This is a genomic window from Streptomyces sp. NPDC028991 (assembly GCF_055564775.1).
Window position 1 is genome coordinate 320,796 of the sequence record NZ_JBVHVP010000001.1, and the last position, 24,255, is coordinate 345,050.

The 24,255-nt window shown below is 74.4% G+C and carries 23 protein-coding genes; 12 read left to right on the forward strand and 11 right to left on the reverse strand.

Annotation, left to right across the window (positions count from 1 at the left end):
- Positions 1–47: 47 nt before the first annotated feature.
- Positions 48–1,670, forward strand: a complete 1,623-nt coding sequence (locus ACZ4V1_RS01420) for a vWA domain-containing protein (RefSeq protein WP_468327926.1) — start codon at positions 48–50, stop codon at positions 1,668–1,670.
- A 119-nt stretch (positions 1,671–1,789) separates the two neighbouring features.
- The gene (locus ACZ4V1_RS01425) at positions 1,790–3,718 is read left to right on the forward strand and encodes an AMP-dependent synthetase/ligase (protein ID WP_468327928.1); all 1,929 of its coding nucleotides are present in this window, start codon (positions 1,790–1,792) and stop codon (positions 3,716–3,718) included.
- 70 nt (positions 3,719–3,788) lie between these two features.
- Here the strand turns inward: ACZ4V1_RS01425 and rdlB are convergent, their stop codons facing one another.
- Complete coding sequence (rdlB, locus tag ACZ4V1_RS01430) at positions 3,789–4,190, reverse strand: rodlin RdlB (RefSeq protein ID WP_468327930.1); 402 nt, start codon at positions 4,188–4,190, stop codon at positions 3,789–3,791.
- A gap of 261 nt (positions 4,191–4,451) precedes the next feature.
- Here rdlB and rdlA point away from each other — a divergent pair, with 261 nt between their 5' ends.
- The 3 genes from rdlA to ACZ4V1_RS01445 all read left to right on the forward strand — a co-directional run bounded on the left by rdlA (position 4,452) and on the right by ACZ4V1_RS01445 (position 6,320).
- The gene (gene rdlA / locus ACZ4V1_RS01435) at positions 4,452–4,853 is read left to right on the forward strand and encodes a rodlin RdlA (protein ID WP_468327932.1); all 402 of its coding nucleotides are present in this window, start codon (positions 4,452–4,454) and stop codon (positions 4,851–4,853) included.
- A 288-nt stretch (positions 4,854–5,141) separates the two neighbouring features.
- On the forward strand, positions 5,142–5,369 hold the full coding sequence (chpD, locus tag ACZ4V1_RS01440) for a chaplin ChpD (protein WP_468328903.1): 228 nt from the start codon (positions 5,142–5,144) through the stop codon (positions 5,367–5,369).
- 147 nt (positions 5,370–5,516) lie between these two features.
- The gene (locus ACZ4V1_RS01445; RefSeq protein WP_468328906.1) at positions 5,517–6,320 is read left to right on the forward strand and encodes a chaplin; all 804 of its coding nucleotides are present in this window, start codon (positions 5,517–5,519) and stop codon (positions 6,318–6,320) included.
- Positions 6,321–6,395: 75 nt separating this feature from the next.
- Here the strand turns inward: ACZ4V1_RS01445 and ACZ4V1_RS01450 are convergent, their stop codons facing one another.
- Positions 6,396–7,703: a carboxylate--amine ligase gene (locus tag ACZ4V1_RS01450; protein WP_468327934.1), complete on the reverse strand. Its 1,308-nt coding sequence runs from the start codon at positions 7,701–7,703 to the stop codon at positions 6,396–6,398.
- A 144-nt stretch (positions 7,704–7,847) separates the two neighbouring features.
- Between ACZ4V1_RS01450 and ACZ4V1_RS01455 the strand changes: the two genes are divergently transcribed.
- Complete coding sequence (locus ACZ4V1_RS01455; protein WP_468327936.1) at positions 7,848–9,068, forward strand: glycoside hydrolase family 26 protein; 1,221 nt, start codon at positions 7,848–7,850, stop codon at positions 9,066–9,068.
- Positions 9,069–9,138: 70 nt separating this feature from the next.
- Here ACZ4V1_RS01455 and ACZ4V1_RS01460 read toward each other — a convergent pair whose 3' ends face one another.
- The 8 genes from ACZ4V1_RS01460 to ACZ4V1_RS01495 all read right to left on the reverse strand — a co-directional run bounded on the left by ACZ4V1_RS01460 (position 9,139) and on the right by ACZ4V1_RS01495 (position 19,329).
- The gene (locus ACZ4V1_RS01460; protein WP_468327938.1) at positions 9,139–10,314 is read right to left on the reverse strand and encodes a GNAT family N-acetyltransferase; all 1,176 of its coding nucleotides are present in this window, start codon (positions 10,312–10,314) and stop codon (positions 9,139–9,141) included.
- Entirely contained in the window at positions 10,311–11,066 is a 756-nt protein-coding gene (locus ACZ4V1_RS01465) for a YveK family protein (RefSeq protein ID WP_468327940.1), read from the reverse strand. Before ACZ4V1_RS01465 ends, ACZ4V1_RS01460 begins: the two co-directional genes overlap by 4 nt.
- The gene (locus ACZ4V1_RS01470) at positions 11,063–12,223 is read right to left on the reverse strand and encodes a glycosyltransferase (RefSeq protein WP_468327942.1); all 1,161 of its coding nucleotides are present in this window, start codon (positions 12,221–12,223) and stop codon (positions 11,063–11,065) included. Before ACZ4V1_RS01470 ends, ACZ4V1_RS01465 begins: the two co-directional genes overlap by 4 nt.
- A 1-nt stretch (position 12,224) precedes the next feature.
- Entirely contained in the window at positions 12,225–12,914 is a 690-nt protein-coding gene (locus ACZ4V1_RS01475; RefSeq protein WP_468327944.1) for a polysaccharide deacetylase family protein, read from the reverse strand.
- A 133-nt stretch (positions 12,915–13,047) separates the two neighbouring features.
- Positions 13,048–14,844, reverse strand: coding sequence for a murein biosynthesis integral membrane protein MurJ (gene murJ, locus ACZ4V1_RS01480; RefSeq protein ID WP_468327946.1), 1,797 nt, complete (start codon positions 14,842–14,844; stop codon positions 13,048–13,050).
- Positions 14,841–16,313 (reverse strand): O-antigen ligase family protein, encoded by a 1,473-nt coding sequence (locus ACZ4V1_RS01485; RefSeq protein ID WP_468327948.1) that lies wholly within the window; start codon positions 16,311–16,313, stop codon positions 14,841–14,843. The genes murJ and ACZ4V1_RS01485 overlap by 4 nt, the downstream gene beginning before the upstream one ends.
- A 5-nt stretch (positions 16,314–16,318) precedes the next feature.
- Positions 16,319–17,752: an exopolysaccharide biosynthesis polyprenyl glycosylphosphotransferase gene (locus tag ACZ4V1_RS01490; RefSeq protein WP_468327950.1), complete on the reverse strand. Its 1,434-nt coding sequence runs from the start codon at positions 17,750–17,752 to the stop codon at positions 16,319–16,321.
- The gene (locus tag ACZ4V1_RS01495; RefSeq protein WP_468327952.1) at positions 17,749–19,329 is read right to left on the reverse strand and encodes a glycosyltransferase; all 1,581 of its coding nucleotides are present in this window, start codon (positions 19,327–19,329) and stop codon (positions 17,749–17,751) included. Before ACZ4V1_RS01495 ends, ACZ4V1_RS01490 begins: the two co-directional genes overlap by 4 nt.
- Before the next feature lie 392 nt (positions 19,330–19,721).
- Between ACZ4V1_RS01495 and chpG the strand changes: the two genes are divergently transcribed.
- The 6 genes from chpG (at position 19,722) to ACZ4V1_RS01525 (ending at position 23,683) form a co-directional block, all read left to right on the forward strand.
- On the forward strand, positions 19,722–19,961 hold the full coding sequence (chpG, locus tag ACZ4V1_RS01500) for a chaplin ChpG (protein WP_121747058.1): 240 nt from the start codon (positions 19,722–19,724) through the stop codon (positions 19,959–19,961).
- Positions 19,962–20,235: 274 nt separating this feature from the next.
- The gene (locus tag ACZ4V1_RS01505; protein ID WP_468327954.1) at positions 20,236–21,015 is read left to right on the forward strand and encodes a hypothetical protein; all 780 of its coding nucleotides are present in this window, start codon (positions 20,236–20,238) and stop codon (positions 21,013–21,015) included.
- Between the two features lie 280 nt (positions 21,016–21,295).
- Positions 21,296–21,577: a hypothetical protein gene (locus tag ACZ4V1_RS01510; protein ID WP_468327956.1), complete on the forward strand. Its 282-nt coding sequence runs from the start codon at positions 21,296–21,298 to the stop codon at positions 21,575–21,577.
- A 59-nt stretch (positions 21,578–21,636) separates the two neighbouring features.
- Complete coding sequence (locus tag ACZ4V1_RS01515; protein ID WP_468327958.1) at positions 21,637–22,152, forward strand: hypothetical protein; 516 nt, start codon at positions 21,637–21,639, stop codon at positions 22,150–22,152.
- 123 nt (positions 22,153–22,275) lie between these two features.
- Complete coding sequence (locus ACZ4V1_RS01520; RefSeq protein ID WP_468327960.1) at positions 22,276–22,833, forward strand: tyrosinase family oxidase copper chaperone; 558 nt, start codon at positions 22,276–22,278, stop codon at positions 22,831–22,833.
- Positions 22,817–23,683, forward strand: a complete 867-nt coding sequence (locus ACZ4V1_RS01525) for a tyrosinase family protein (RefSeq protein ID WP_468327962.1) — start codon at positions 22,817–22,819, stop codon at positions 23,681–23,683. The genes ACZ4V1_RS01520 and ACZ4V1_RS01525 overlap by 17 nt, the downstream gene beginning before the upstream one ends.
- Before the next feature lie 168 nt (positions 23,684–23,851).
- On the opposite strand, the gene ACZ4V1_RS01530 is transcribed toward ACZ4V1_RS01525, so the two are convergent.
- Positions 23,852–24,157 carry a chaplin gene (locus ACZ4V1_RS01530; RefSeq protein WP_468327964.1) on the reverse strand — a complete coding sequence of 102 codons (306 nt, stop codon included), beginning with the start codon at positions 24,155–24,157 and terminating at the stop codon, positions 23,852–23,854.
- Positions 24,158–24,255: the final 98 nt, after the last annotated feature.

Sequence of the window (24,255 nt, forward strand, 5' to 3'; positions counted from 1 at the left end):
GTCACAGTCACGTACACCGGCGTCAACGGAAGCAGGGGGCACGGAAGATGAAGCGGTACCGGACACGAAGGCCGATCGGCGCGCTGCTCGCGCTCACGGCGGCGGGCGGCCTGCTGCTCACCGGCTGCGGGGGCGGGGGCGACGCGGACCACGGCACCAAGGAGACCGCTGCCGACTCCCGGGGCGGCTCGGCCCCGATGCCCGCGCCCGACCGCCCCCGCGGCGAGGGCGGACAGCGGTACGACGGCGGAACGGCCACCGGGGGGTCCGGCGGCGAGACGGGGGGCGCCGGGGAGAGCGGTGACTCCCGCGAGATCGCCCCCGCCCCCGACCACCTCTCCACCTTCGCCCTCGACGTCGACACCGCCTCCTACGGCTACGCCCGCCGCACCCTCTCCGAGGGCCGGCTGCCCGACCGCTCGACGATCCGCCCCGAGGAGTTCGTCAACAGCTTCCGCCAGGACTACGACCGCCCCGACGGCGACGGCTTCACGGTGACCGTCGACGGCGCCCGCACCGGCGAGGGGGACTGGTCGCTGGTCCGCGTGGGCCTGGCCACCCGGGGCGCCGAGCAGGAGGGCGAACGCCCGCCCGCCGCCCTCACGTTCGTCATCGACATCTCCGGCTCCATGGCCGAGCCCGGCCGGCTCGACCTCGCCAAGCAGTCCCTCGGCACGATGACCGACCGACTGCGCGACGACGACTCGGTGGCGCTCGTCACCTTCAGCGACGAGGCCGAGACCGTACTGCCGATGACCCGGCTCGGCGACCGCCGCGGCCGGATCCACGACGCGATCGGCAGCCTGGAGCCGACCGACTCCACCAACCTCGGCGCGGGCGTCGAGACCGGCTACGCCACCGCCGTAGAGGGCCGCCGAGAGGGCGCCACCAACCGTGTCGTCCTCGTCTCCGACGCCCTCGCCAACACCGGTGACACCGACGCGGACGCCATCCTCGAACGCATCGCGGACGCCCGCCGCGAGCACGGAATCACCCTCTTCGGCGTCGGCGTGGGCAGCGACTACGGCGACGCCCTGATGGAACGCCTCGCCGACCGGGGCGACGGCCACACCACGTACGTCTCGGACCCGGAGGAAGCCCGCGAGGTCTTCTGCGAGCAGCTTCCGCGCCACGTCGAGCTGACCGCCCGCGACGCCAAGGCGCAGGTCGCCTTCGACCCGGAGACGGTCGCCGAGTTCCGCCTCGTCGGCTACGAGAACCGCGAGGTCGCCGACGAGGACTTCCGCGACGACCGCGTCGACGGCGGCGAGGTCGGCCCCGGCCACACGGTCACCGCGCTGTACGCCGTTCGCACCCGTCCCGGCGCCGACGGTCACCTCGCCACCGCCACCGTCCGCTGGCTCGACCCCGACACCCGTGCCCCGCACGAGGAGTCCGGCGACCTGGAGGCCGGGGCCCTCGACGACTCGGTCTGGGGCGCGGACCGCGGCCTGGGGGTCACGGCGACCGCCGCCTACTTCGCCGACGCGCTGCGCTCCTCCGAAGGCGGCGGCAACGGCTACGGCCGCGACGGCCGCCACGGCTCCCTGCCGGGCGCGCCGGGTCTCGGCGAACTGGCCGAGCGCGCCGACTCCCTGGCCGACCGCACGGAGGACGAGGACGTCCGGGACCTGGCCGAGGCGATCGGCACGGCGGACCGGCTGACCTGACGCGCCGAGTTCGGGGCGGACCCGTTGACCTATGCTTACTCTTGGGTAAGTTTACTCAGGAGTAAGCAGCGTAGGGGCACACGACAGAACGTCAGTCCGATCCGCGACCGGGAGCCGCCATGGGCGTACGCAAGGACCTGAAACGGGCGATACAGCGCGGTGACCTGGCCTCCCGCACGAGGACCGAGACCGTCAGGGACGAGCACGGCACCGTCCGCGAGGCCCGCACCGCCCCCCTCGCGCCCCGCCCCACCACGGGCAGTACCGCCGACATCCCGTTCACCAACGCGGCCGAGGCCCCCGGCGCGGTGGTCCTGCGCCGCGAGGTGAACGGTGTCTGGCGGCCCGTCACGGCGGCGGAGTTCGCCCGCGAGGTGACCGCCGTGGCCAAGGGGCTGATCGCCGCCGGCCTGGAACCCGGCGGGCGGGTCGCCGTCATGTCCCGCACCCGCTACGAGTGGACGGTCCTGGACTTCGCCATCTGGGCCGCCGGCGGCCAGACCGTCCCCGTCTACGCCACCTCCTCCGCCGACCAGGTCGAGTGGATCGTCCGCGACTCCGGCGCCCGGCACGTGGTCACCGAGACCGCCGCGAACACCGCGACCGTCGTCGCCGGCACCGCGGGCCACCCCGAGCGCCCGCGCGCCTGGGAACTCGACGCCGGCGCGCTCACCGACCTCACGGCCCTCGGCCTGGGGGTGAGCGACGAGGAGGTCACCAAGCGCCGCACCGCCCTGACCCCGGACACCGTCGCGACGGTCTGCTACACCTCCGGCACCACCGGACGCCCCAAGGGATGCGTCCTCACCCACGCCAACCTGCACGCCGAGGCCGCCAACACGGTCGAGCTGCTGCATCCGATCTTCAAGGAGGTCACCGGCCAGACCGCCTCGACCCTCCTCTTCCTCCCGCTCGCCCACATCCTGGGCCGCACCATCCAGATCGCCTGCCTGCTGGCCCGCATCGAGATCGGCCACTTCCCGAGCATCAAGCCCGACGAGCTCCGCCCCGCGCTGAAGACGTTCCGGCCGACCTTCCTGGTCGGTGTGCCGTACCTCTTCGAGAAGATCCACGACACGGGCCGCGCGACCGCCGAGAAGCTCGGCCGCGGCGCCTCCTTCGAACGGGCCCACCGCCTCGCCGTCCGCTTCGGCGGAGCCCACATGGAGCGGTTCCTGGGCCGCGGCAAGGGCCCCGGGCCCGCCCTGTGGGCCGGCTGGGCCCTGTACGACCTGCTGGTCTACCGCCGCGTCCGCAAAGAACTCGGCGGCCGGATGCGTTACGCCATCAGCGGCGGCTCCCCGCTCGAGAGCGAACTCAACCTGTTCTTCTACGCCGCCAGCATCATGGTCTACGAGGGCTACGGCCTGACCGAGACCACCGCCGCCGCCACCATCGTCCCGCCGCTGGGCCCCCGCCCCGGCACCGTCGGCCCGCCCGTCCCCGGCACGGCCGTGCGCATCGCCGACGACGGCGAGGTGCTCGTCAAGGGCGGCATCGTCTTCGGGAGCTACCGGGGCAACCCGGAGGCCACCGCCGCCGCCCTCACCGACGGCTGGTTCGCCACCGGCGACCTCGGTTCCCTGGACGACGACGGCTACCTCACCATCACCGGCCGCAAGAAGGACCTCCTGGTCACCTCCGGCGGCAAGAACGTTTCCCCGGCCGTCCTGGAGGACCGCCTGCGCAGCCGCCCGCCGGTCGCCCAGTGCCTCGTCGTCGGCGACAACCGCCCGTTCGTCGCCGCCCTGATCACCCTCGACCCGGACGCCGTCGCGCACTGGCTGTCGGTCCGGGGGCTGCCCGCCGACACCCCGATGTCCGAGGTCGTACGGGACGAGCGGATGCGGGCCGACGTCCAGAAGGCCGTCGACCACGCCAACGCGGCCGTCTCCCGGGCCGAGTCGATCCGCGCCTTCCGGCTGGTCGAGGGCGAGTTCACCGAGGAGAACGGCCTGCTGACCCCGTCGCTGAAGGTGAAACGGCACGCGGCGGTGGCGGCGTACGCGGCCGAGATCGACGCCCTCTACGCGGCGCCGGGGCGCTGAGCGGCACGGCGCCGGGCAGGCGAAAGGGGCGGACCGCCGATGTGCTCGGCGGTCCGCCCCTCGGCCGATGTCAGCCCTCGCCGCCCTCGCCGTTCGAGGACAGGATCGAGACGTCCTCCAGGAGGTGCGCCAGCGCACCGTCGCGCTTGCTCTGCGTGGAGTTCTCGGCGCACTGCTGGGTCAGCTCGTCCGACAGGATCGGCACGTCCTGGATCGGCACGAGGCCGATGACGCTGACCGGGATGTCGCTGACCGCGATACAGGGCTTGTTGAAGGATCCCTGGATGAGCGCCATCTGCGGGCTCATGTTGCCGTGCGTCGCCGAGTTGCCGAAGTACTGCGAGGCGCCGTTGCCGTTCGCGGAGACGGGGCCGCTGTCGTCGCCGATCGCCATCGCCTGCGGTGCCGCGGCAGCGGAGGCGCCCATGACGGAGGCGGCGATCGCCGCGTAGGCGACTACCTTCTTGATCATTTGGCCAGTCCTTTCTGAAAAACCCCGTCCACCGGAGCGCTCTGGTCAACTCCGTGTACGCGGCCGGGTTTCTCCCGTTCACTCCGTCGGCGGACAACGGGAAATGTGTGCGGGTCCGTGTTTCCCCGCGATTTCCCGGCGACTTTCCAGGGGATTTGAGATCCCGTGCGGGCCAACCGGGTGAACGCCCGCAACCAATCACTCCCCACCGGGTTGATGAGGCCGTAGGACAGTGCGTCGCTACGACGAAAGGAACGCGAAGTGCTCAAGAAGGCAATGGTCGCCGCGGCGGCTGCCGCTTCTGTGATCGGCATGTCCGCTGCTGCCGCTCCCCAGGCTCTGGCCATCGGGGACGACAACGGACCGGCCGTGGCCAACGGCAACGGCGCCTCGTCGTCGTTCGGCAACTCGGCGACCGACGGCGACATGAGCCCGCAGCTCTCGCTGGTCGAGGGCACGCTGAACAAGCCGTGCCTGGGTGTCGAGGACGTCAACGTCGCCGTCATCAACATCGTCCCGATCCAGGACGTGCCGATCCTGTCGGACGAGCTGACCCAGCAGTGCGCGGACAACTCCACGCAGGCCAAGCGGGACGGCGCGATCTCGCACGTCCTGGAGGACCTGTCGGTTCTGTCGGCGAACAGCGAGGGCGGCCAGGGCTGAGCCGTACCCCGCCCGGTCCGGGCGGCCCGCTGACTTCCCCGTGGGCCGCCCGGTCGTTCCCGGGCCGGTATTTCGCCGGGCGATCGGAATGACGTCGTCGCTCTCCTGGGGGTACGGCCGTAACGGATCGTGAGGCATACGAGTGAATTACTCGGGGTCTCACGTTCGGTGGTTTCTCCGGCTGTCAATTCCTCGTTTGCAGGCTGCAGGTCATGGTGCGAGCCGTCAATGCTGTGCTCGCGCGGTTTCGGCCGTCATTCAGGCATGACCGCAGAGAAGGGAAAGTTCATGAAGAAGAGCGCTGCTGTCGTCGCGGGCGCCATCCTGGCCCTCGGCATGGCCACCCCGGCCTTCGCCGACGCGGGCGCCGAGGGTGCCGCTGTCGGCTCCCCGGGCGTCCTGTCCGGCAACGTCGTCCAGATCCCCGTGCACGTGCCCGTCAACGTGTGCGGCAACACCGTCAACGTTGTTGGTCTGCTGAACCCCGCGTTCGGCAACGTGTGCGTGAACGACTGACGTCGTTCCGAACCGACCGGCTGCGTCACGGCCGGCCTTGGCCAACTCGTTTGGTTCAGGGCCGGCTTTTCCCCTTTCTGCAGCCCGTTCCCAGCCACCTCTACCAGCAGGAAGACAACCAGAGTGCGACAGACCCTGAGCAGGGGGATGGTCGCGGCAGCAGCCGCGACGGGCATCCTTTCCCTGTGCGGCAGCCCCGCCCTTGCCGACTCGCATGCGGACGGAGCCGCCACGAACTCGCCGGGCGTCGCGTCCGGCAACGCCCTCCAGGTGCCGGTCGACGTACCGGTGAACGCCTGCGGCAACACCGTCGACGTGGTCGCCGCGCTGAACCCCGCCTTCGGCAACGAGTGCGAGAACAGCTCGGACGAGCAGAACGCCGGCTCCGGATCCCACGGAGCACCCCACGGCGACGGCTCGGGTTACGGCCCGGACCAGGACGGCGGATACGGCGGAGGGAACGTCGAGGACGTCCGGATCCCGTCCGGCTCCTCCGCCGACGGCCATGCCGTGGGATCTCCCGGCGTCGGCTCCGGCAACGACGCGCAGGTGCCGGTCGACGTGCCGGTGAACCTCTGCGGCAACACCGTCGACGTGATCGCCGCGCTCAACCCGGTCTTCGGCAACTCCTGCGACCAGGCCGAGGAGCCCCCGGGCTACGGCGAGGAGGAGCCGCCGCCCACGACACCGCCCACGACGCCGCCCACGACGCCGCCCGGCGAGGAGAAGCCGCCGCCCGCGGCGGAAGAGGAGCCTCCGCCGTCCGGCGAGGAGGAGACCCCGCCGCCCGCCGGCGAGAAGGAGACCCCGCCGGCTCCGCAGGGGGAGCAGCCGCCCGTCCTCGCGGAGACCGGCAGCGAGGCCGCCATGCCGGCCGCCGTCGCCGGTGCCGCGCTGATCGCCGGCGGCGCGATCCTCTACCGGCGGGCCCGCACCGTGTCCCGCCGCTGACCCCGGCTCCCGCCCGACCCGACGCCCCCGGCCGACCGCGCACGGTCCGCCGGGGGCGTCGTGGTGCCCGCCGGGTCAGCGGCTGCCCGCCCTTTCGTCGTCCGGGCGGTCGGAGCGGTCGGAGCGGTCGGGGCGGCCGGGGCGGGGGGCGGTCGCCTGGCGTACCACGCGGGCGCGGGCCGGTGCCCCCGTGCGCGGTCGGCCGTCCTTGCGGCGCATGCGGTCCAGCAGCCGGACGGCCACGTGGCGCCCCCACAGGGACCACAGGGCCCGGCCGGGCGCCCGGTCGTCCGGGGCGTGCCAGGCCAGCTCGCGGCCGTCGGGGGCCGGACGCAGGGCGCTGAGCGGCGCGTAGTTCTCCACGACGAACGCCCGCCCCGGCTGCGGCGCTCCGCCCGGCAGCGGACGGTGGGTCAGGTCCAGGTGCAGGGCGCGTACGACGTCCAGCCCGGCGGTGTCGGTGAACAGCCGGAACTGGGCACCGGGACGCGGGTTGAAGTCGAGCAGGTGATAGCCGCCCGTCGTGCCGCAGCGACGGAAGTCGAGGTCGAGGATGCCCCGGTAGCCCAGCTCCGAGGTGATCCGCTCGGCCAGCGCCTGCACCCGCGGGTTCGGCGTCCAGCGGCCGACCGCCGTCAGACCGGCACCGCGCGGTCTGGCGCGTGTCTTGCGGCCGGGACCGCCCGCCCGGACGGCGCCCGTGCGGTCGGCGTACCCGTGGAAGAACCAGTCGCGGTCCGGCCCCGGCGGCAGGAACGCCTGGAGCAGCAGCCGGCTGCCCGCCTCCTCGGCCCGCCGGTACAGTTCGCCGGCCTCCTGCGCCGAGCGCACCAGCACGGTGCTGCGCAGCCCGCTGCCCGGGGGCATCAGCCAGGGCCGGCTCCACTTCGCCACCACCGGCAGCCCCAGCCGCCAGGCGGCACGGGCGGCCTCGGCCGGGCCGTCCGGGACCAGGGTCTCGGGGTGCGGGACGTCCAGGGACGCGCACACGCCGGCCAGCTCCGCCTTGTCGGCCACGCGCTCGGGCAGCGCGCCCGGCAGGTCGGGCAGCAGGTACGCGGGCGCCAGTTCCGCCCGCAGCCGCCCCACCGCGACGGCGCACGCGTCGTCCATCGGGATCAGTACGGCGGGACGCGCGATCCGCGCGGCGACGCGGCGCAGGACCATCGCGATGTCGGCGGGCGACGCGCCGGGCGGCGGGGGAGTGTGCAGCCCGCTCACATAGCGCGAGGCGCGGACCGGGCTCTGCGCGCAGTCGGCGACCACGTGCACGTCCACCCCCGCGCGGCCGAGCGAGCGCACGGCACCCAGCGTTCCGTGGTGAAAGGGATTCCGGTCGATCCGCAGCAGAACGGCGGGGACGCGGGTGTCGAACAGCGGCACGGGAAACTTCCTTCGCAGTCGATCGGGTCACCGGTGCGGGCGATCGGCACACTCGAAAGCCGTAGCGGCGGTGGCGTGATGGCATTTCATATGACTGAGTGTCAGTAAGCGGAAACGAATTCGGGGCGAGGAAAGGAGCCGGTAATGGCCGTACGGCAGTCACGGGCCCGGTCCAGGCGGCCGGCACGCGTCGCGGCGGTGATCGCGGCGGTGGCGCTCCTGGCCGCGAGCCCCCAGGTCGCCGCGGGCGAACCGGCCCCACCCGCGCCGGCTCCGCCCGCAACGGCTCCCGCGGCCCCGGCCCGGGCACCCGGTGCCGCTCCCGCGTTCGGCGCGTACCTCGACTACGGCCCGCGCGGCGTGGCCCGGATGGCGCAGCTCAGCCACTGGCTGGGCGGCGCCGAACTGCGCGTCGGCCACACCTACCTGCCCGGCGACCTCTGGAGCAACATCGAGGGCGCCCCCGGTTTCCTCGACGTGTGGGCCGACTGGCGCACCCGCGAGGCCGACAGGATGCTCGTCCTCAACGTGCCCATGCTGGAGCGCAACGAGGAGGGCGTCGACGACGCGGAGGTACGCGAACTGCTCCGCCAGGGCGCCGCCGGACGCTTCGATCACCACTTCAGGGCCCTCGCCGAACGGCTGGTCGAGCTGAACGTCCCGGACACGGTCCTCGTGCTCGGCTGGGAGATGAACGGCACCACGTACACCCATCGGTGCGGGCCGGACCCGGAGGCCTGGAAGACGTACTGGAACAGGATCGTCACCACCATGCGTTCGGTGCCGGGGCAGAAGTTCCGGTTCGACTTCACCCCGAGCCGCGGCCGGGACGCCATTCCCTGGACCCAGTGCTATCCGGGCGACTCCACGGTCGACATCATCGGCATGGATTCGTACGACCAGCCACGCGGAATGGCGTTCGACGAACAGGTGAAGGAGCCCTACGGACTCCAGGCGCACGTGGATTTCGCCAAGGCCCACGGAAAACCCATCTCCTATCCCGAGTGGGGACTCTTCCGCAACGGCGACAACGCCGAGTACATGCGGCGCATGCTCGCGTGGATGGACGAGCACGAGCCCGTGTACAACACGCTCACCGACTACTGCCCGCACGGCGTGTGGCAGTGCGACGACAACCCCCGCTCCACCGCGGTCTACCGGTCCGTGCTCTTCGGCCGCACCGACGAGCCGGACACCACGGCCCCGGAGCCGGCCACGCCCACCGCACCACCCGTGCCCGCGGTGCCGCCGGCCGCGACCGAGCCGCCGGCCGGCTGCTCGCCGCTGGAACTCGGCGACTGGGTCGAGTACTGGCTGGGCGGGAAGCTGTGCATGCGCCTCGACTGGTACTCGCGCGGCAAGTAGCCGCCGGCGGTGGAGGGGACGGCGGTGGAGGGGACGGAGGGGGAGGGGGCGGCGGTGGCGGCGGGGCCGGTCAGGTCCTGCCGTCACCGTCGCGCTCCTTCCGCTCCTCGCGCTCGTTGCGCTCCTTGCGCACCTGCCGGTGGTGCAGCAGTTCCTTGCCCCGACGGCGTGCGGCGACGTCGCAGAGGGCCACCGACAGCAGCGGGGCCGTGCGCCGCCGGGCCAGCAGCAGCCGCTGGTTGGGCACCGGCTCCGGGCGCCAGTGGTGTTTGTACGGTTCGTCGCCCCGCAGCAGGCTCAGCGTGCCGCGCCCCGGGGCGCGGGTGTGCTCGGCGCACGCGTCCAGCAGCATCACCGCCACGTCCGCCTTCCGCTCCCGCAGCCGGGGATGGGCGCCGTACAGGTAGCCGCCGGCCAGCCGCCGCGACAGCAGCGTGACGTCCACGGCCACCACCTCGTCGTCCATCCGGAACTCGGTGACCACCGCGTCCCCGGAACGCACCATCGGACCCACCGCCCGCACCAGGTGGTCGCGGAACCGCGTCCGCAGGTGCTCACCGGTCACCTTCCGCCCCTGCCACTGCAACCGGTGCAGCTCCAGCAGCCGCCGCAGCGCCGCGTCCACCTCGTCCGGGAGGACGGTCCGGCTCTTGACGCCGAGCGCGTCCAGCCTGCGCAGCCGGGCGCGCACCCGCTGCCGGCTCTTGGCCGAGGGCAGCCGGGCGACCAGCTCGTCCATGGGGGCGCCGGGCAGCTCCAGGCAGAGGGAGTCGGGCACCCGGCGCCGGGGGCCGCGCCAGTGGTCGTAGACCCGCTCGGCGGCGGCGCCCGGCCGCACCTCACGCAGATCGATCAGGGCGGTGCGGGCCGCGGAGGACAGCGCCCCGGTGAGCGCGGCCACCGCGTCCTCCCCGCGTTCGTCGTCCAGCAGGACGTCCCCGTAGTCGGAGATCGTCCCGCCCAGTGGCACCAGTGCCGGCACCGGACACCGTACGAGCGTCAGCGGTGCGGCGGCGACCAGTTCGCGGCCGTCGCGGGCCAGCAGCAGCCGCAGCCGGCCGCGCCCGCCGTACGACCGCCACCACGAGTGCAGCCAGGCATGGCTCTGGAACGGGGTCGCGGCGGCGCACCGGCGGTACAGCCGCCCCCAGTCCGCCGCCAGCTCCGCGAACCCGCGCTCGTCGGTGACGAGTTCGGTCGTGTACGTCCCCGTGTACGTCCCCGTGTACGTCGGCGGGTGCGTCACAGCTGTCCGCGGACGTCCGCCGCCGAGGCGGGTCCGGGCACGGCCGCAGCCGCGCGACCGGGCTCCCGTCCGGCCCGGCGCGGGCGGACCAGCAGCGCGAGACCGCCGAGCAGACCGCCCGCACTCGCGCCCACCAGCCCCGTCACGGCGGCCGGGGCGGAGGACTCCTCCGTGGGCTCGGTGGCGCGTGCGAACTGCCGCAGCTCCACGTTGGTGTCGTCGGCGGCGGCGTCCGCGTGCTTGGTGAGGGCTCGGGCGACCGCGTCGGCCATGTCGGCGGCCTCCCCGGGACGGGACGAGGTGGCCGTCACCGAGACCATCGGCGCGTCCGGCGAGGTCGCCGCGCGGACGCTCTCCTCCAGCGTCGCCACCGGCACGCCCGCCAGCATCTGCGCGTCCCCGAGCACCGCGAGCTGGGTGGCGACCCGGCCGTAGGCCTGCGCGAAGCCCAGCGCGGACGCCGGGTCGGACGCGTCGGTGGGGACGGCGACCACGTAACTGGTGGCCGTGTACTGCGGGCTGGTCACCAGGCCGTAACCGGCGCCCAGCAGTCCGCCGGCGAGGACCCCCGCCGCGAGCGCGGTCCAGGGCGGCAGGGACCGGAGGCGACGCAGGAAGCGGTGAACGGCGCTGAGCGCGCGGCGGGGGAGGGCGGGCCGGTCGGCCTCGTTCTGCACCTTGTTCTGCGCCTCGTTCTGGGCCTCGTTCTGCGCCTCTGGCTCGGCCGGGGACTGGGTGAGGGGCTCGGTCATGCGGGGGTGACTCCCTGGGGTGCCGGGGACAACGGGTGCGTGAGGGTGGTCGCGTACACGTCCATCAGCTGGGCGGCGCTGCGGGTGACGCAGTAGTGGCGGGCGGCCTCGGGCGCGGTGCGCGGGCCGGGGCCCGGCCAGGCGGACGCGCGGACCTCGGCGAGGGCGCGGGCGAACTCCTCCTCGCCGCCCGTGACACGACGGGCCGCGGGCGCGGCGGCGGGGGGCAGGTCCTCGATCGCCGGGCAGGAGGCGTACAGCACCGGCAGCCCGGCGGCCAGGCCCTCGACCGCCGCCAGGCCGAAGGCCTCCTCCGGCGACGGCGAGGCCAGCACGTCCATCGCGGAGGCGAGGGACGGCAGGTCGGGACCGGGGGAGCCGTCGGCCACGTAGGGGCGTTCGCCGGTGAGCAGGACGCGGTCGGCGACCCCCGCCTCATGGGCGGTGCGGCGCAGGACGTGTTCCTCCGGGCCGCCGCCGACCAGCAGCAGCCAGCAGTCGTCCGGGAGCCGGGCCAGGGCGCGGACCAGGACGTCGAACCGCTTGGCCGCGGTCAGCCGGCCCACGCCGCCGACGACGTACGCACCGTCCGGCAGGCCGAGGCGGCGGCGGGTGCGCAGGCGGACGACGGGATCGAAGCGGAAGCGGGCCAGGTCGATGCCGTTGGGGACGACCTCGATGCGGGGCGCGGGCACGCCCCAGCGCCGCAACCGGTCGGCGACGGTGGGGGAGACGGCGACCGTGGCGCTGCCCAGCCGCTCCCCGGCCAGGTAGAGGGCGCGGACGCCGGGGGTGAGCGGGCGGCCCTCCATCTGGGAGTCGCCGAGGGAGTGTTCGGTGGCGACGACGGCGCGGACGCCGGCCAGACGTGCGGCGAGCCGGCCGTAGAGGCACGCGCGGTAGAGGTGGGTGTGCACGAGGTCGTAGCCACCGGTGCGGATGAGGCGGGTCAGGCGGGGCAGTGCGGCCAGGTCGCGGTTGCCGGTCATGCCGAGGTGGACGACGTGCACGCCGTCGGCCAGCAGACCGTCGGCGACCGGGCCCGGGTTGGTGAGGGTGACGACGTCGCAGTCGACGGGGAGGTGACGCAGGAGCAGCCGCAGTTGCTGCTCGGCGCCGCCGACGCCGAGGCCGGTGATGACGTGCAGTGCCTTCACCTCACACTCCCGTCGCGGGACGGCGGCGCAGGCGGTGCAGCCGGGTCTTCAGCAGTAGGCGTACGGCCGTGTCCCGCTGCCCGACGTGCACGCGGGGCAGGGCGTGCGGGCCGGTCAGCGGGCCGGGGTCGATGGCGCAGGCGTAGGTGTAGCCGGCGGCGCGTACGGCGTCGGCGGCGCGGGCGTCGACCGTGCCGTACGGGTAGCAGAACCCGGTCACCGGAGCACTGATCAACTCCGAGAGCAGTGCTCTGCTTTCGGTGGTCTCGGCCTTCAGCGCGGCGTCGTCTGCCTTGGTCAGATCCACGTGGGTGAGACCGTGCGAGCCGATCTCGACGCCCTCGGCGGCGGCGTGCCGGATGCCGTCGGCGGTCAGCAGCGGCTTGCGCGGGCCCAGCGGGTCCCACGCGTTGTCGCCGCCGAGCCGGCCCGGCAGCACGAAGAGGGTGGCCCCGAAGCCCCAACGGCGCAGGCACGGCAGCGCGTGCTCGGCGAAGTCGGCGTACCCGTCGTCGAAGGTCAGCCCCACCAGGCCGCCGCCCTCGCCCCGGGCCCGGGCGGCCAGCAACTCGCCGACCGGCACCCCGCGCAGCCCGCGCCGCCGCACCCAGCCGAGCTGCGCGTCCAGTCGGTCCGGCGTGACCGTGATGCGGTACGGGTCGTCGGAACAGTCGCCGACGGAGTGGTACATCGCGATCCAGGGGACGGTTTCGGGGCGGATGGGGGCGCGGGGGCCGGTGTGAACTTCGGTGCTGGTGCTGGTGCTGGTGCGGGTTCCGGTACTGGTGCCGGTGCCGGTGCCGGTGTCCGTGTGTGTGCGGACGTCAATGGAATCGCCGGGAGCGGGAACGGTCGCGGGACCGGTCGCGGGACCGGGGGACGGGACTGGGGCGGAAGCGGCCATGCGGGAGCCTTCGTGTGACGGAGCGGACGAAATCGAGGGCCGGCGCGCTGCCTTGGACGCGCAGGACCAGACCGGACAGGACGAAGACGCCGACGACGGTCGCCATGCCGGCGGCGAGTGAGACGGCCGGCACGGTGAGCCGGTCCGCGACCAGTGCGCCCGCGACGGTCGCCCCGGCCGCCGCCGGCACCGGCCTGACCAGGTCGCCCAGGACGCGCCGGACGCGGACCGGAACGCTGCGCGGCCCCATCCCGGCGAGCAGCAGGGCTGCGGTGACGGTGATGCCGGCGGCGTTGGCGGCCGCGATGCCGGTCACCCCCCACGGGCCGACCGCCCGGGCGCCGATGCCGGCCGTGGCGGCGATGCCGACGGCCATCGCGACGAGCGGGTACCAACTGGCGCGGCCCGCCGAGAAGTACGAGCGGGCCAGCGCGCCCACCACGGTGTGGCCGAGCAGCCCGAGCGCGTACACGCGCATGACGCCCGCGGTCGCCGCCGTGTCGGCGGCCGTGAAGGCACCGCGCTGGAAGAGGAGTTCGATCATCTGCGGCGCACAGGCGACGAGCGCGGCCGTGCCCAGCAGTACCAGGCAGGCCGCCAGCGCCATGTCCCGTTCGACGCGGTCACGGGCCCGTACGGTGTCGCCGTCGGCCATCGCGCGGGCCACCACCGGGAAGGTGACCGTGCACAGCATCAGCGACAGGGTCATCGGGATCTGGGCCACCTTCTGCGCGTAGTTCAGGTGGGAGATGGCCCCGGAGGGGAGCCCGGAGGCGAGGAACCGTTCGATGAGGACCTGGGACTGGCGGCACAGGGCGAAGAGCAGCACGGTGCTGAACAGGGCGAGGGCCAGCGGACGCGTCTGGTCCCCGGTGCTCGCCGGCTGCTCGACGCCGTCCCGGTGCCGCAACTGCCGCAGCAGGGACGGCAGCTGCGCCGCCACCATCAGCGTGCCGCCCGCCGCGACCCCGGCGGCCGCCGAGCGCACCCCCCAGCGTCCGCCGAGCACGAACATGGTGGTGACGATGCCGGTGTTGTAGGCGACGTAGATCGCCGCCGGCGCCAGGAACCGGCGGTGCGCCCGTAGCGCGGCGCTGCAGTACCCGGCCAGCCCGAAGCTGACGACGCAGGTGGCGGTGAGCCGGGTGCAGTCCACGGCGAGGGCGTGGTCCGGCAGCCCCGGCGCCAGTGCTCGCACCAGCTGCGGGGCGCATACGACGACCAGTGCACCGACCGCGACGAAGGCCGACGCCAGCCGGGGCAGGGTCGACGCGACCAGCGCCCGGACCGGATCGCCGGGGGCGCCCCGCGCGCGGCGGGCCAGGGCCAGGCTGAACATCGGGACCAGCGCGAAGGCCAGTCCGTCCTCGATCAGCAGCGTCGCGGCGAACTCCGGCACCGTCCACGCCACCAGGAAGGCGTCCGTCTCGCCGCCGGCCCCGAACAGCCGGGCCAGTGCCTGGTCCCGGGCCAGCCCGAGCACCGACCCCGCGACCGACAGCACGGCCGTGAGCAGCGCGGCCCGGGCGAGAAAGCCCCCGGAGGACCGGCCCTCACCCGCCGCCGCGGCCTCCGCGTCCGGCGCGGTCTCCGCGTCCGGCGCGGCCTCCGCGTCCGCCGTGGTCTCCGCGTCCGGCGCGGTCTCCGCGTCCGGCGCGGCGATCCGGGCCGGCGGGACGGACGGAGACCGCGCGGCCCGGAAGGGCGTCACCTTCATCGCGCCGGTACCTCCTCCGTACCGGCCGCGGAGCCGGTCCCCGGGGCGGGCCTGGGCCCCGGCCCCGACGCGTGCTCCGCCCTGGAGTCACCTCCGTACGCCGACGCCGACGCCGACGCCGACGCCGGCACGGACACGGACCGGGCCCCGCCCTCGAGCGCCCACCAGGCCGCCAGCCCGAAGCACACCGCCGTCAGTACGGTCGAGGGTCCGCCGATGTCGGCGTACGCGAAGTCGGTCAGTTGCCACGTCAGCAGCCCGCAGGCGACGAGCGCGCAGTCCGTCCCGGACGCCTCCCCGGAGCGCCGGGCCGCCCGGAGCCCGCGCAGTCCCAGGACGAGGAGTGCGAGCCAGCTCCCCGCCAGCGCGAGCAGCCCGAGCAGCCCCTGCTCGGCCAGGACGAGCAGGTACATGTTGTGCGGGGACAGCAGCGGCTGCCTGCGGTACCCCGCGCCCGCGCCGTCGGTCTCGCTGCCCGAGGACAGCGCCAGCGAGGCGTGCGAGTCACGGTGTTCGGGGAAACCCTTCAGGCCGACACCGGTGAGCGGCCGCTCGCGCCACATGCCGGCCGCCGCCGCCCACATCGTGTAGCGGTCGGTCACGGACTGGTCGGGCGAGTCGGTGACCTGCGTGATGCTGCCGACCCGCTCCTGGAGCATCGCCGTACCGACCCCGAACCCGCCCACCAGCACCGCCCCCGCCGCGACCGCGGCCGCCCCCACCGCCAGCGCCCTGCGCACCCCGGCGAGCAGCAGTTGGACCGCGCACGTCACCGCCGTGGCGATCCACGCCCCGCGGCTGAAGGACAGGGCGAGCGGCAGCAGCAGGGCGAGCGCGCACCCGGTGGCGAGCAGCCGGTGCCGCGCCGGCGTCCGGCCCAGCGCCAGCCCGACCGCGCAGACCAGCCCCAGGGAGACGACGGTCGCCATCCCCATCACGTCCTGCGGTCCGAAGGTGCCCACGGCCCGGATCTGCTCGCCCTGGTACGAGGCGCCGGTCCCGGTGGCGTACTGGTGCACGCCGACCGCCCCCTGCCACACCGCCAGTCCCACCATCGACCAGGCGAGCAGCCGTACGTCGTCCCGGCCGCGGATGAGCAGCAGCACGGCGGCGGGGACGAGGACGAAGACCTGGAGGTACCGGCCGAGCCCGGTGAGCCCGGCCCCCGGCGTGACCGCGCCCATGGCGGCGACGGCCAGTGGGAGCACGGGCAGGCCCAGCACCACGGCCGCCGTACGGGTCAGGGGGCGCCGCCGGTCCCGTACGAGCCGGACGGCGCAGTACAGCACCACCAGCGCGGACATGGCGTCGGCCGGATGCGCACCGCCTGGGGCTCCGCCCCCGCCGTCCCCGCCGCCCCCCGCGAACGGCAGGCCGAGCAGCGCGACGACCGCGACCACGGCCAGCACGGGCGGCAGCAGCCGCCGTACGCGCGCGGCGGACCACGGGGGCGGCAGGGTCTGGGCCACCTCGTTCAGCTCCCCGTGGGACGCACGAGCGCGACGGCCGTGCGCAGCAGGATGCAGACGTCCTGCCACAGGGACCAGTCGTCGATGTAGGCGTTGTCGAAGCGGGCCCGGTCCTCGATGGAGGTGTCGCCGCGCAGCCCGTTGATCTGGGCCAGGCCCGTGATGCCGGCCGGCACCCGGTGGCGGGCGGCGTAACCGGGGTAGGCCCGGCTGAACTGCGCCACGAAGTACGGTCGTTCGGGACGGGGCCCGACGAGGCTCATGTCGCCCCGGACGACGTTCCACAGCTGGAGCAGCTCGTCGAGGGACGTGCGGCGCAGGAAGCGGCAGAACCACGGCATGCGCCGCTCGTCCGCCACGCTCCACCGGGTCGCCGACTCGTGCTCGTCGGCCGGGCGGTGGGTGCGGAACTTCAGCAGGGTGAACGGCCTGCCGTCCTTGCCGATGCGCTCCTGCCGGAACAGCACGCCGGGCCCGCCGACGACCCGCAGCAGCATCGCGCAGGCCAGCAGCAACGGGCTCAGCAGCAGCAACAGCGCCCCGGACACCGTCACGTCCAGCACCCGCTTGCCGGCGCTGCCCGGCCGCCGTTCCCCCGGTTCCAGGCGTCGGCAGGAGAACCCGGCGAGCCGGTCCCGGCCCGCGTCCGCGGGGGCGTCCGCGTCGACCTCCCACAGCACGCAGCCGGACTCGGCCAGCGCCCGCAGCAACGGGCCCTGCCGGGTCGGTACGGAAGGATGCACGGCCAGTACGTCGCGCACGCCGTTCTGCACGACCGCCCGCCGCACCTCCTCGCCCGTGGTCAGCACGGGCAGGCCGGTGACGCCGCCCGGTTCGTCGGCGACGATCCCGACCGGACGCACCCCGCAGCGCGGGTGGCGCAGCACCGCCGAGGCCACGCGCTGCGCGGTCGCGGCCGGGCCGACGACGAGGGCCGCGCGCGGGCGGTTCAGCAGCGCGGTACGGTGCCGCCGGTATACGACGCCCCGGCCGGCGCAGCCCGCCGCCGCGTGCAGCAGGGAGCCGAGGAGCAGCGTCCGGGGGGACAGGGCGTGCGCCGGGACGTACGCCGCGACGAGGGCCGCCAGCGCCAGCCAGACCACCGCGATCCGGCCGCAGAGGGCGGGCAGCTCGTCCAGGACGGCCGGCAGCCGCCGGGGAGGGTGCGGACGCGACGGCAGCAGCGAGGCGGCGACCAGCAGCGCCGCGAGCAGCGGTTGGTGCGGGGCGCCGGTGAGGGCCAGCGCCCCCGGCAGCGCCGCGGCCGTGCCGTCCGCGACGAACAGCGGCAGCCGGGACTCCGGCCGCGGTGCGGAACGCCCGGCGGGGACCCGGAAGCCCGCGGCGCCGGCCCGCCGCGGCAGGACCGAGACGGGGAAGGTGGAGCCGAGGTCGCGCGGCTGGCCGGCGGGGGTGGGGACGGTGCTTTCCGCGGTCACGGGTGCGTGGACTCCCTGTACTCGATGGGCACGACGGCCGGCCGCCCCACGACTGCGGGCCTCTCGCCGGGTAGGCGGTGGGGAGCGGCCGGCGGTCTCGCGTGCCCCCGGTGCGGATCCGCGGTGGCCGGGCCGTCGTCGGCGGCGGAGCGCGGCCCGGTCGTCCGTCCGCCGCCGCCGCCGTCGTCGTCGAGGAGCTCGTCGTACACCGCCGCGATCGCCGCGGCCGTGTGCCGTACGTCGTGCGTGGACAGGACGTGCGCGCGCCCCCGGCGGCCGAGCGACGCCCGCAGCGGAGCGTCGAGCAGCAGTCCGGCGACGGCGTCGGCCAACGCCCCCGGGTCCTCGGGCGGCACCAGGCAGTGCGGCACGAGAGCGGACGGCAGGCCCTCGCGGGCGCCGTCCACGTCGGTCACCACCACGGGCCGCCCGCAGGCCAGCGCCTCCAGCGGCGCCAGCGCCATGCCCTCCCACCGCGACGGCAGCACGACCAGATCGGCGGCCCGGTACCAGGGCGTCACGTCGGCAACGGCGCCGGTGAACCGCACGGACACGGAGGTGCGTTCACCGGGGACGGGGTGGCCGTGGGGTCCGGATGCCGGGCCGGGGCCGCCGGTCCGCCGTGCCGGGGCGGGCGGTACGTGGCCGAGGAATCCGTACGCCGAGGCGCGTTCGACGAGCCGCGCGTGGTCCGGGCCGTTGCCGACCAGTGCCAGCCGGGCTCCCGGGACCCGCGCGAGGACCGACCGCCACGCGGTCAGCAGGACGTCCTGCCCCTTTTGCCGGCACAACCGCCCCACACAGACCACCAGCGGGCCATGCGGGCGCGTGCCGTGTGGGCGCGTGCCGTGTGGGCCGTACACGCCGGCCGCGTCCTCCCCGCTGCACACGCCGTCCGCGCCGTCCCCGCCGTCCGCGCCGTACGCGTCTTCCGCACCGCGCACGCCGGCCGCGTCCTCCGCTCCCTCCGCACCGCGCAGGCCGTCCATGCCGTCCATGCCGTCCACGCCGTCAACGCCGTCAACGGCTCCGGCGTGGAAGCGGTCGAGGTCGATGCCGTTCGGGATCACCGTCCACCGTCCGCGGACCCCGGCCCGCACTCCGCGCAGCCGCTCCGCCTCGCTCACGCACACCGTCCGCGCCGCCCACCGCGCCCCCCACCGCTCCCAGCCGAGCGCGAGCGCCGAGGTGGGCCCGCCTACCGCCTCGAACGACCAGGCGTGCGGCTGGAACACGGTCGGGATCCGCCCTCGTACGGCGAGCCGGGCCGCGAGACCGGCCTTCGCGCTGTGCGCGTGCACCAGGTCGGGGCGTACGTCCGCGATCACGCGGGCGAGCCGCCGGACCTCCGCCGCCAGCGCCGCCCCCGGCGACCGCGTCGCCGGCCAGTGCCGCACATCGGCACCCAGTGACCGAAGGCCGGCCGCGAGGCTCCCGTCGGGACACGCGACCACGACACGCAGCCCGGCGGCGAGCTGAGCCCGCGTCAGGTCGGTCACGACGCGGGCGACGCCGCCGTCCACCGGCTGGGTGACGTGCAGAATCCGTGGCCGGGAGTCGATCGGTGGCAGGTGCATGCGCGTTTCCTCGCTCGCGGACAATGCTCAGGACGGGGCGGGAACGCGTCTCACCGCAGGGCGTCGGCCGCGACGCGGCGTACGCCGGCGCGCGCCGCGTCCTGCTGGGAAACGAGCTGGCAGGCCTGCTGGTCACCACCACGTTCGGAGTTCTCGCAGAGTGCCCTCGGCCGATGTCCCGCAGGGCTGCAAACAGGGATGCGTCGGATGGAGTGGAACTCTAGCCGCTATCCGTACTAATACGGTGAAACAGGGCAAGTGTGTTGGATTCGTGAACCTCGGCCTCCCGTGAGATCACCCCTTTGGCGGCACAACTCACGCGCGTGCCACGCGTTGACACTGCGCCGGGCACCCGCCCGGATGTTTGTGTCAACCCCAAGGAGCACTTCTCCATGTCGCGTATCGCGAAGGGCCTGGCCCTGACCTCCGTCGCCGCCGCCGCGGTGGCGGGCACCGCCGGTGTCGCCGCTGCCGACGCCGGTGCGCAGGCCGCCGCCGCTCACTCCCCGGGTGTCCTGTCCGGCAACGTGCTGCAGGTTCCGGTCCACATCCCGGTCAACGTCTGCGGCAACACCGTCGACATCATCGGCCTGCTGAACCCGGCGTTCGGCAACGAGTGCGAGAACGACTGATCGTCGGCTCGAAACCCACGCACCGGCCGTCCGTGCCGCGGTCCCTCCGCGCGCGGGCGGCCGGTTCGCATTGCCGCACGGACGGCGGTGTGCTGCCCCGAATGGGGGGTACGGGAGCCGACACGGGCGGAAGGCCTTGACAGGGCGTCTCACCAGGCAGGACGCCACAGAGGAGAGCGGCGAGCGAGTACGTGTGGTCGCCGCTCGGTTGCAGAGCGCGACGGCCGCTTCCACGGTGGGCACAAGATCCGACGCACCACCGAAAGGAACCCCCATGCGTCTGCCCGCACGGCGAATCGCCACCACCGCTCTCACTGCCGGCCTACTGATCGGCCTCTCCGGGCCGGCGGTGATGGCGGCCGATGGCGAATCGGTCCGGGAACGCACCCACGCGGCGTCCCACGCACCCCTGCCCGACGTGGCCGAACTGCAGAGCCAGGTCGGCAGCCTCGCCGGCCTGGGAGGAGTGCTCACGCCGGTCACCGACCTGCTCAACGCCGTCCTCAAGGCGGACGACGGCCAGCTCTCCGCAACGGACGCGGACAAGCTCGCCGCCGCCGTCAAGGACGCCCTCGCCAAGGCCGACGCGGACGCCGACGCCGCGACGACCACCCCCGGCACCACCACCCCCGGCACGAGCACCCCGGCCCAGCCGCCGGTCGTGACCGCGCCGGAGGCCGAGACGCCGGTCACGCTGCCGGCTCCCGTCGCGGCGCAGGGCAGTGACGACGCCGCGGCGGCGGCCAACCTGGCCGCCCAGGCCCACGCCGCTCTGCAGAAGCAGATCGACGCCCTGATCAAGGCCACTACCTCCGGAACCGCCGATCAGGTGGGCCCGGCCGCCGAGGACGTGGTGACCGGCGTCGTCAACGTCGTCGCCGCCACGCTGGTAGGCAGCGGACTGCCCGCCGCCGACCTGGCCGGCCTGCCCGCACTGCCGGCCGCACCGGAGGCCGCCACGCCGGAGGTCGCCGCGCCGGAGGCCGCCACGCCGGAGGTCGCCGCGCCGGAGGCCGCGGTACCGGCGAACCCGCTGCCGGCGAATCTCTCCTGACGCCACGGCGTTCGCGTTCCGGGCCGTTGCGCCATCCCTGCCGGGGTGGCGCAACGGCCCTTCGCCATTGGCCCTCGCTTCCCCTCGCCAGCCCCCACGCTCCGCCTCCCTTCCCCCCGCTTCCCCCCGCTTCCCCTCGCTTCTCCCCCTCTCTTTTCATTCCGCCTTCCGGAGATCTCATATGTCTTCCGGACGTGGGGTTTCCGTGCCCGGTGCAGATCGTTAGGTACGGCGTCAGCATTTCGTCCGGTGACACGAGTTGCCGAAGAAAGGAAACACGATGAAGTCCCTCAAGGCCGCCGCTGTCGTCGCCGGGTCCCTGGCCGCCGCCGGCACCGCCGCGCCCGCGTTCGCCTACGACGCCGCCGACATCACGCCCACCAGCCTCAACGGCGCCGTGAACGCGCTCACCGCCGAACCCATCAACGTGATGCCGCTCAAGCACCAGTCGGACGCGCTCGACACCGAGAACGAGGACTCCGTGCTGCACACCGTGAAGGGCGCGACCACCGACCTGAACTCCGCGGGTGGCCTGCTCGGTGGCCTCCCGCTGGGCGGCTGAGTCATTCCGCCCCGCTTTTCGCCGTTCTTCTCGCATTCTCGAAAGGGACCGTGCCTGAAATGAAGTCGACCACCAGACGAACCCTGGCCGCCGTCGTCACCGGGGTCGCGGCAGCCGTGGGCGTAGCCGCGAGCCCCGCCGCCGCGGCCGGCGCGATCCCCGTGCCGGTACCGCTGGGCGGCGCGGAGACGGCCCTCGGCATGGAACTGCCCGAGGTGGCCGGCGAACTGCCCGTGCCGACGGCCGGCGCGCCCGAGGGCCCGCGGTACGTCGAGGGCCGGCTGCTGCCGGAGCGGACGCTTCCGCAGTTGCCGGTGCACGGCGGGCTGCCCGGCGCCGATCTGCGCCAGCCGCTGCCGCACATCCTCGGTGACGACTTCGACCACGCCGCCCTCGACGCCCCCGCCGCCGAGCTGCGGACCCTGGCGCCCGGTCTGACCCTGGACGCCCCGCTCACCACGCCGAACCCCGAGGCCCTCGGCCTGCCGGCGGCCAAGCTCCCGCAGGCCGGGCTGCTTGCCCCGGTGGTCCAGACAGCACCCGTGGCGGACCTGGGCGTCGGACCGGGGCTGTAGCCCGCACCGCGCGCCTCGCCGCGCGGGTACGGCCCGTGCTCCGACTGGCCCTGCGCGCGGTGACCGCGGAGCCCGTCGGCCGGTTAGCGGTGCGGACCACCGGAACCGGACGAGGAGCGAGCCATGGTCGGCAACGCGGGCGGAGCAGCGAGCGGCGCGGAGCGGGAGCGGGAGCGGGAACAGGAGGCGGCGGGCCCGGCGAGAGTCGGGCCCCCGCTCGGCACCCGGCGGCAGATGATGAGAGGGCTGCTCGCCCCGGCCCTGGCCGTGACGCTGGCACCCCTGGTCGCCGCTTCCCGGCCCTCCCCGGCCGCCGGGGCCGCCGCCACCGGGCGTGGGGCGGGGCCCGCGCGCCCCGAGCCGCACGCCGACGAGAAGACCGAGAACACCGCGTTCGACGAGACCTACCGGGGCCGCCGCATCCGCGGCATCCGGTCCGCCGCGGGCCGGGCCGTCGGTGCCGGCACCTGGCACGTCACGGTGGACGGCCGGCCGCTGCACCTGATGCGCCGGGCCGACGGCAGCTGGCTGACCATGATCGACCACTACCGGTCGTACCCCACCCCCCTCGCCGCGGCCCGCGGTGCCGTCGACGAACTCGGCCCGGGCGAGCACCTGCGCGACATGGCCGCGGCCGCCGGCCAGGACCATTCCGGGGGGCGGCATGGCGTACACGCGTAAGGACGTCAGCACGCTGACCCGCAACGAGAAGCGGCGGTTCGTCAAGGCGCTACTGGAGATCAAACGGCGCGGCGAGTACGACGAGTTCGTGCGCACCCACATCGAGTACTACGTCTCCGACGGCGAGGACGGCCTGCGTACGGCGCACATGGCACCGTCCTTCCTGCCCTGGCACCGCCGGTTCCTGCTGGACCTGGAGGACGCGCTGCGCCGGGTCGACCCGTCGGTCACCGTGCCGTACTGGGACTGGACGAAGGACCGGGCCACCACCTCCGCGCCCTGGAGCGCCGACCTCCTCGGCGGCACCGGGCGGCGCTCCGACCACCGGGTCACCACCGGGCCCTTCGCCCACGCGGAGGGCAACTGGACCATCAAGGAGAACGTCACCGACACCGAGTACCTCACCCGGGACCTCGGCCGGGCCGGCGACCCCATCAAGCTGCCCACCAAGAGCGACCTGGAGTGGGCCCTCGACGACCCGGTGTACGACACCGCGCCCTGGGACTCCACGGTCCGCGAGGGGTTCCGCAACAAGCTCGAGGGGTGGGGGACCGGCCGGGGCAGCGTCTCCTGGCGCAACCACAACCGCGTGCACCGCTGGGTCGGCGGTGCCATGGTCGGCGGCGCGTCCGTCAACGACCCGGTGTTCTGGCTGCACCACGCCTTCGTCGACCTCCAGTGGTCCCGCTGGCAGGCCCGGCACGGTGGCGCCCGCTACCTGCCCGCCGAGCCGCCCGGCCGGGGCAGCGCGCAGCGCGGCAGGATCGTCGCACGGCACGAGAGGCTGCCGCCGTGGGACGTGACGCCGGACGAGCTGGAGGACCACAGCCGTATCTACCGCTACGCCTGAGCGGCCGGGCCCGAGCGGCCGGGCCGTGGGTGGTCGGCTCTGAGCGGTAGACGCTGGGCGGTCTGGTCTGGCCTGGCCTGGCCTGGCCTGGGCGCCGACGGCGCGGACATGGGGAGAGCCGGAGAGCCCCGGCCGGGAAGGCCGGGGCTCTCCTGGTGCCTACGGGACTCAGCCGCCGTAGCCGCCGTTCTTGCCGTCCTCGCCGTGCTTGTCGCCCTCGTCCTTCTTGTCGTCGTCGCCGTTTTCGCAGGCGTTGCCGAAGGCCGGGTTGAGCAGGCCGATCACGTTGACGGTGTTGCCGCACAGGTTGATCGGCACGTGGACCGGGACCTGGACGACGTTGCCGGACAGGACACCGGGCGAGCCGACGGCCGCGCCCTCGGCGCCTGCGTCCGCCATGGCCAGGCCGGTGCCGCTGAGCACCACGGCACCGGCGCCGAGTGCGACGCCGGCGGCCTTCGCGATGCGAGACATCACGTTCTCCTTCTGACTCGGGGAGCACGGCAGCGGGACGTGCCACCGCACTGCCGGTCCAACGCAGCAGGTCGCGGAGGGGTCACGGGGGGAATGTG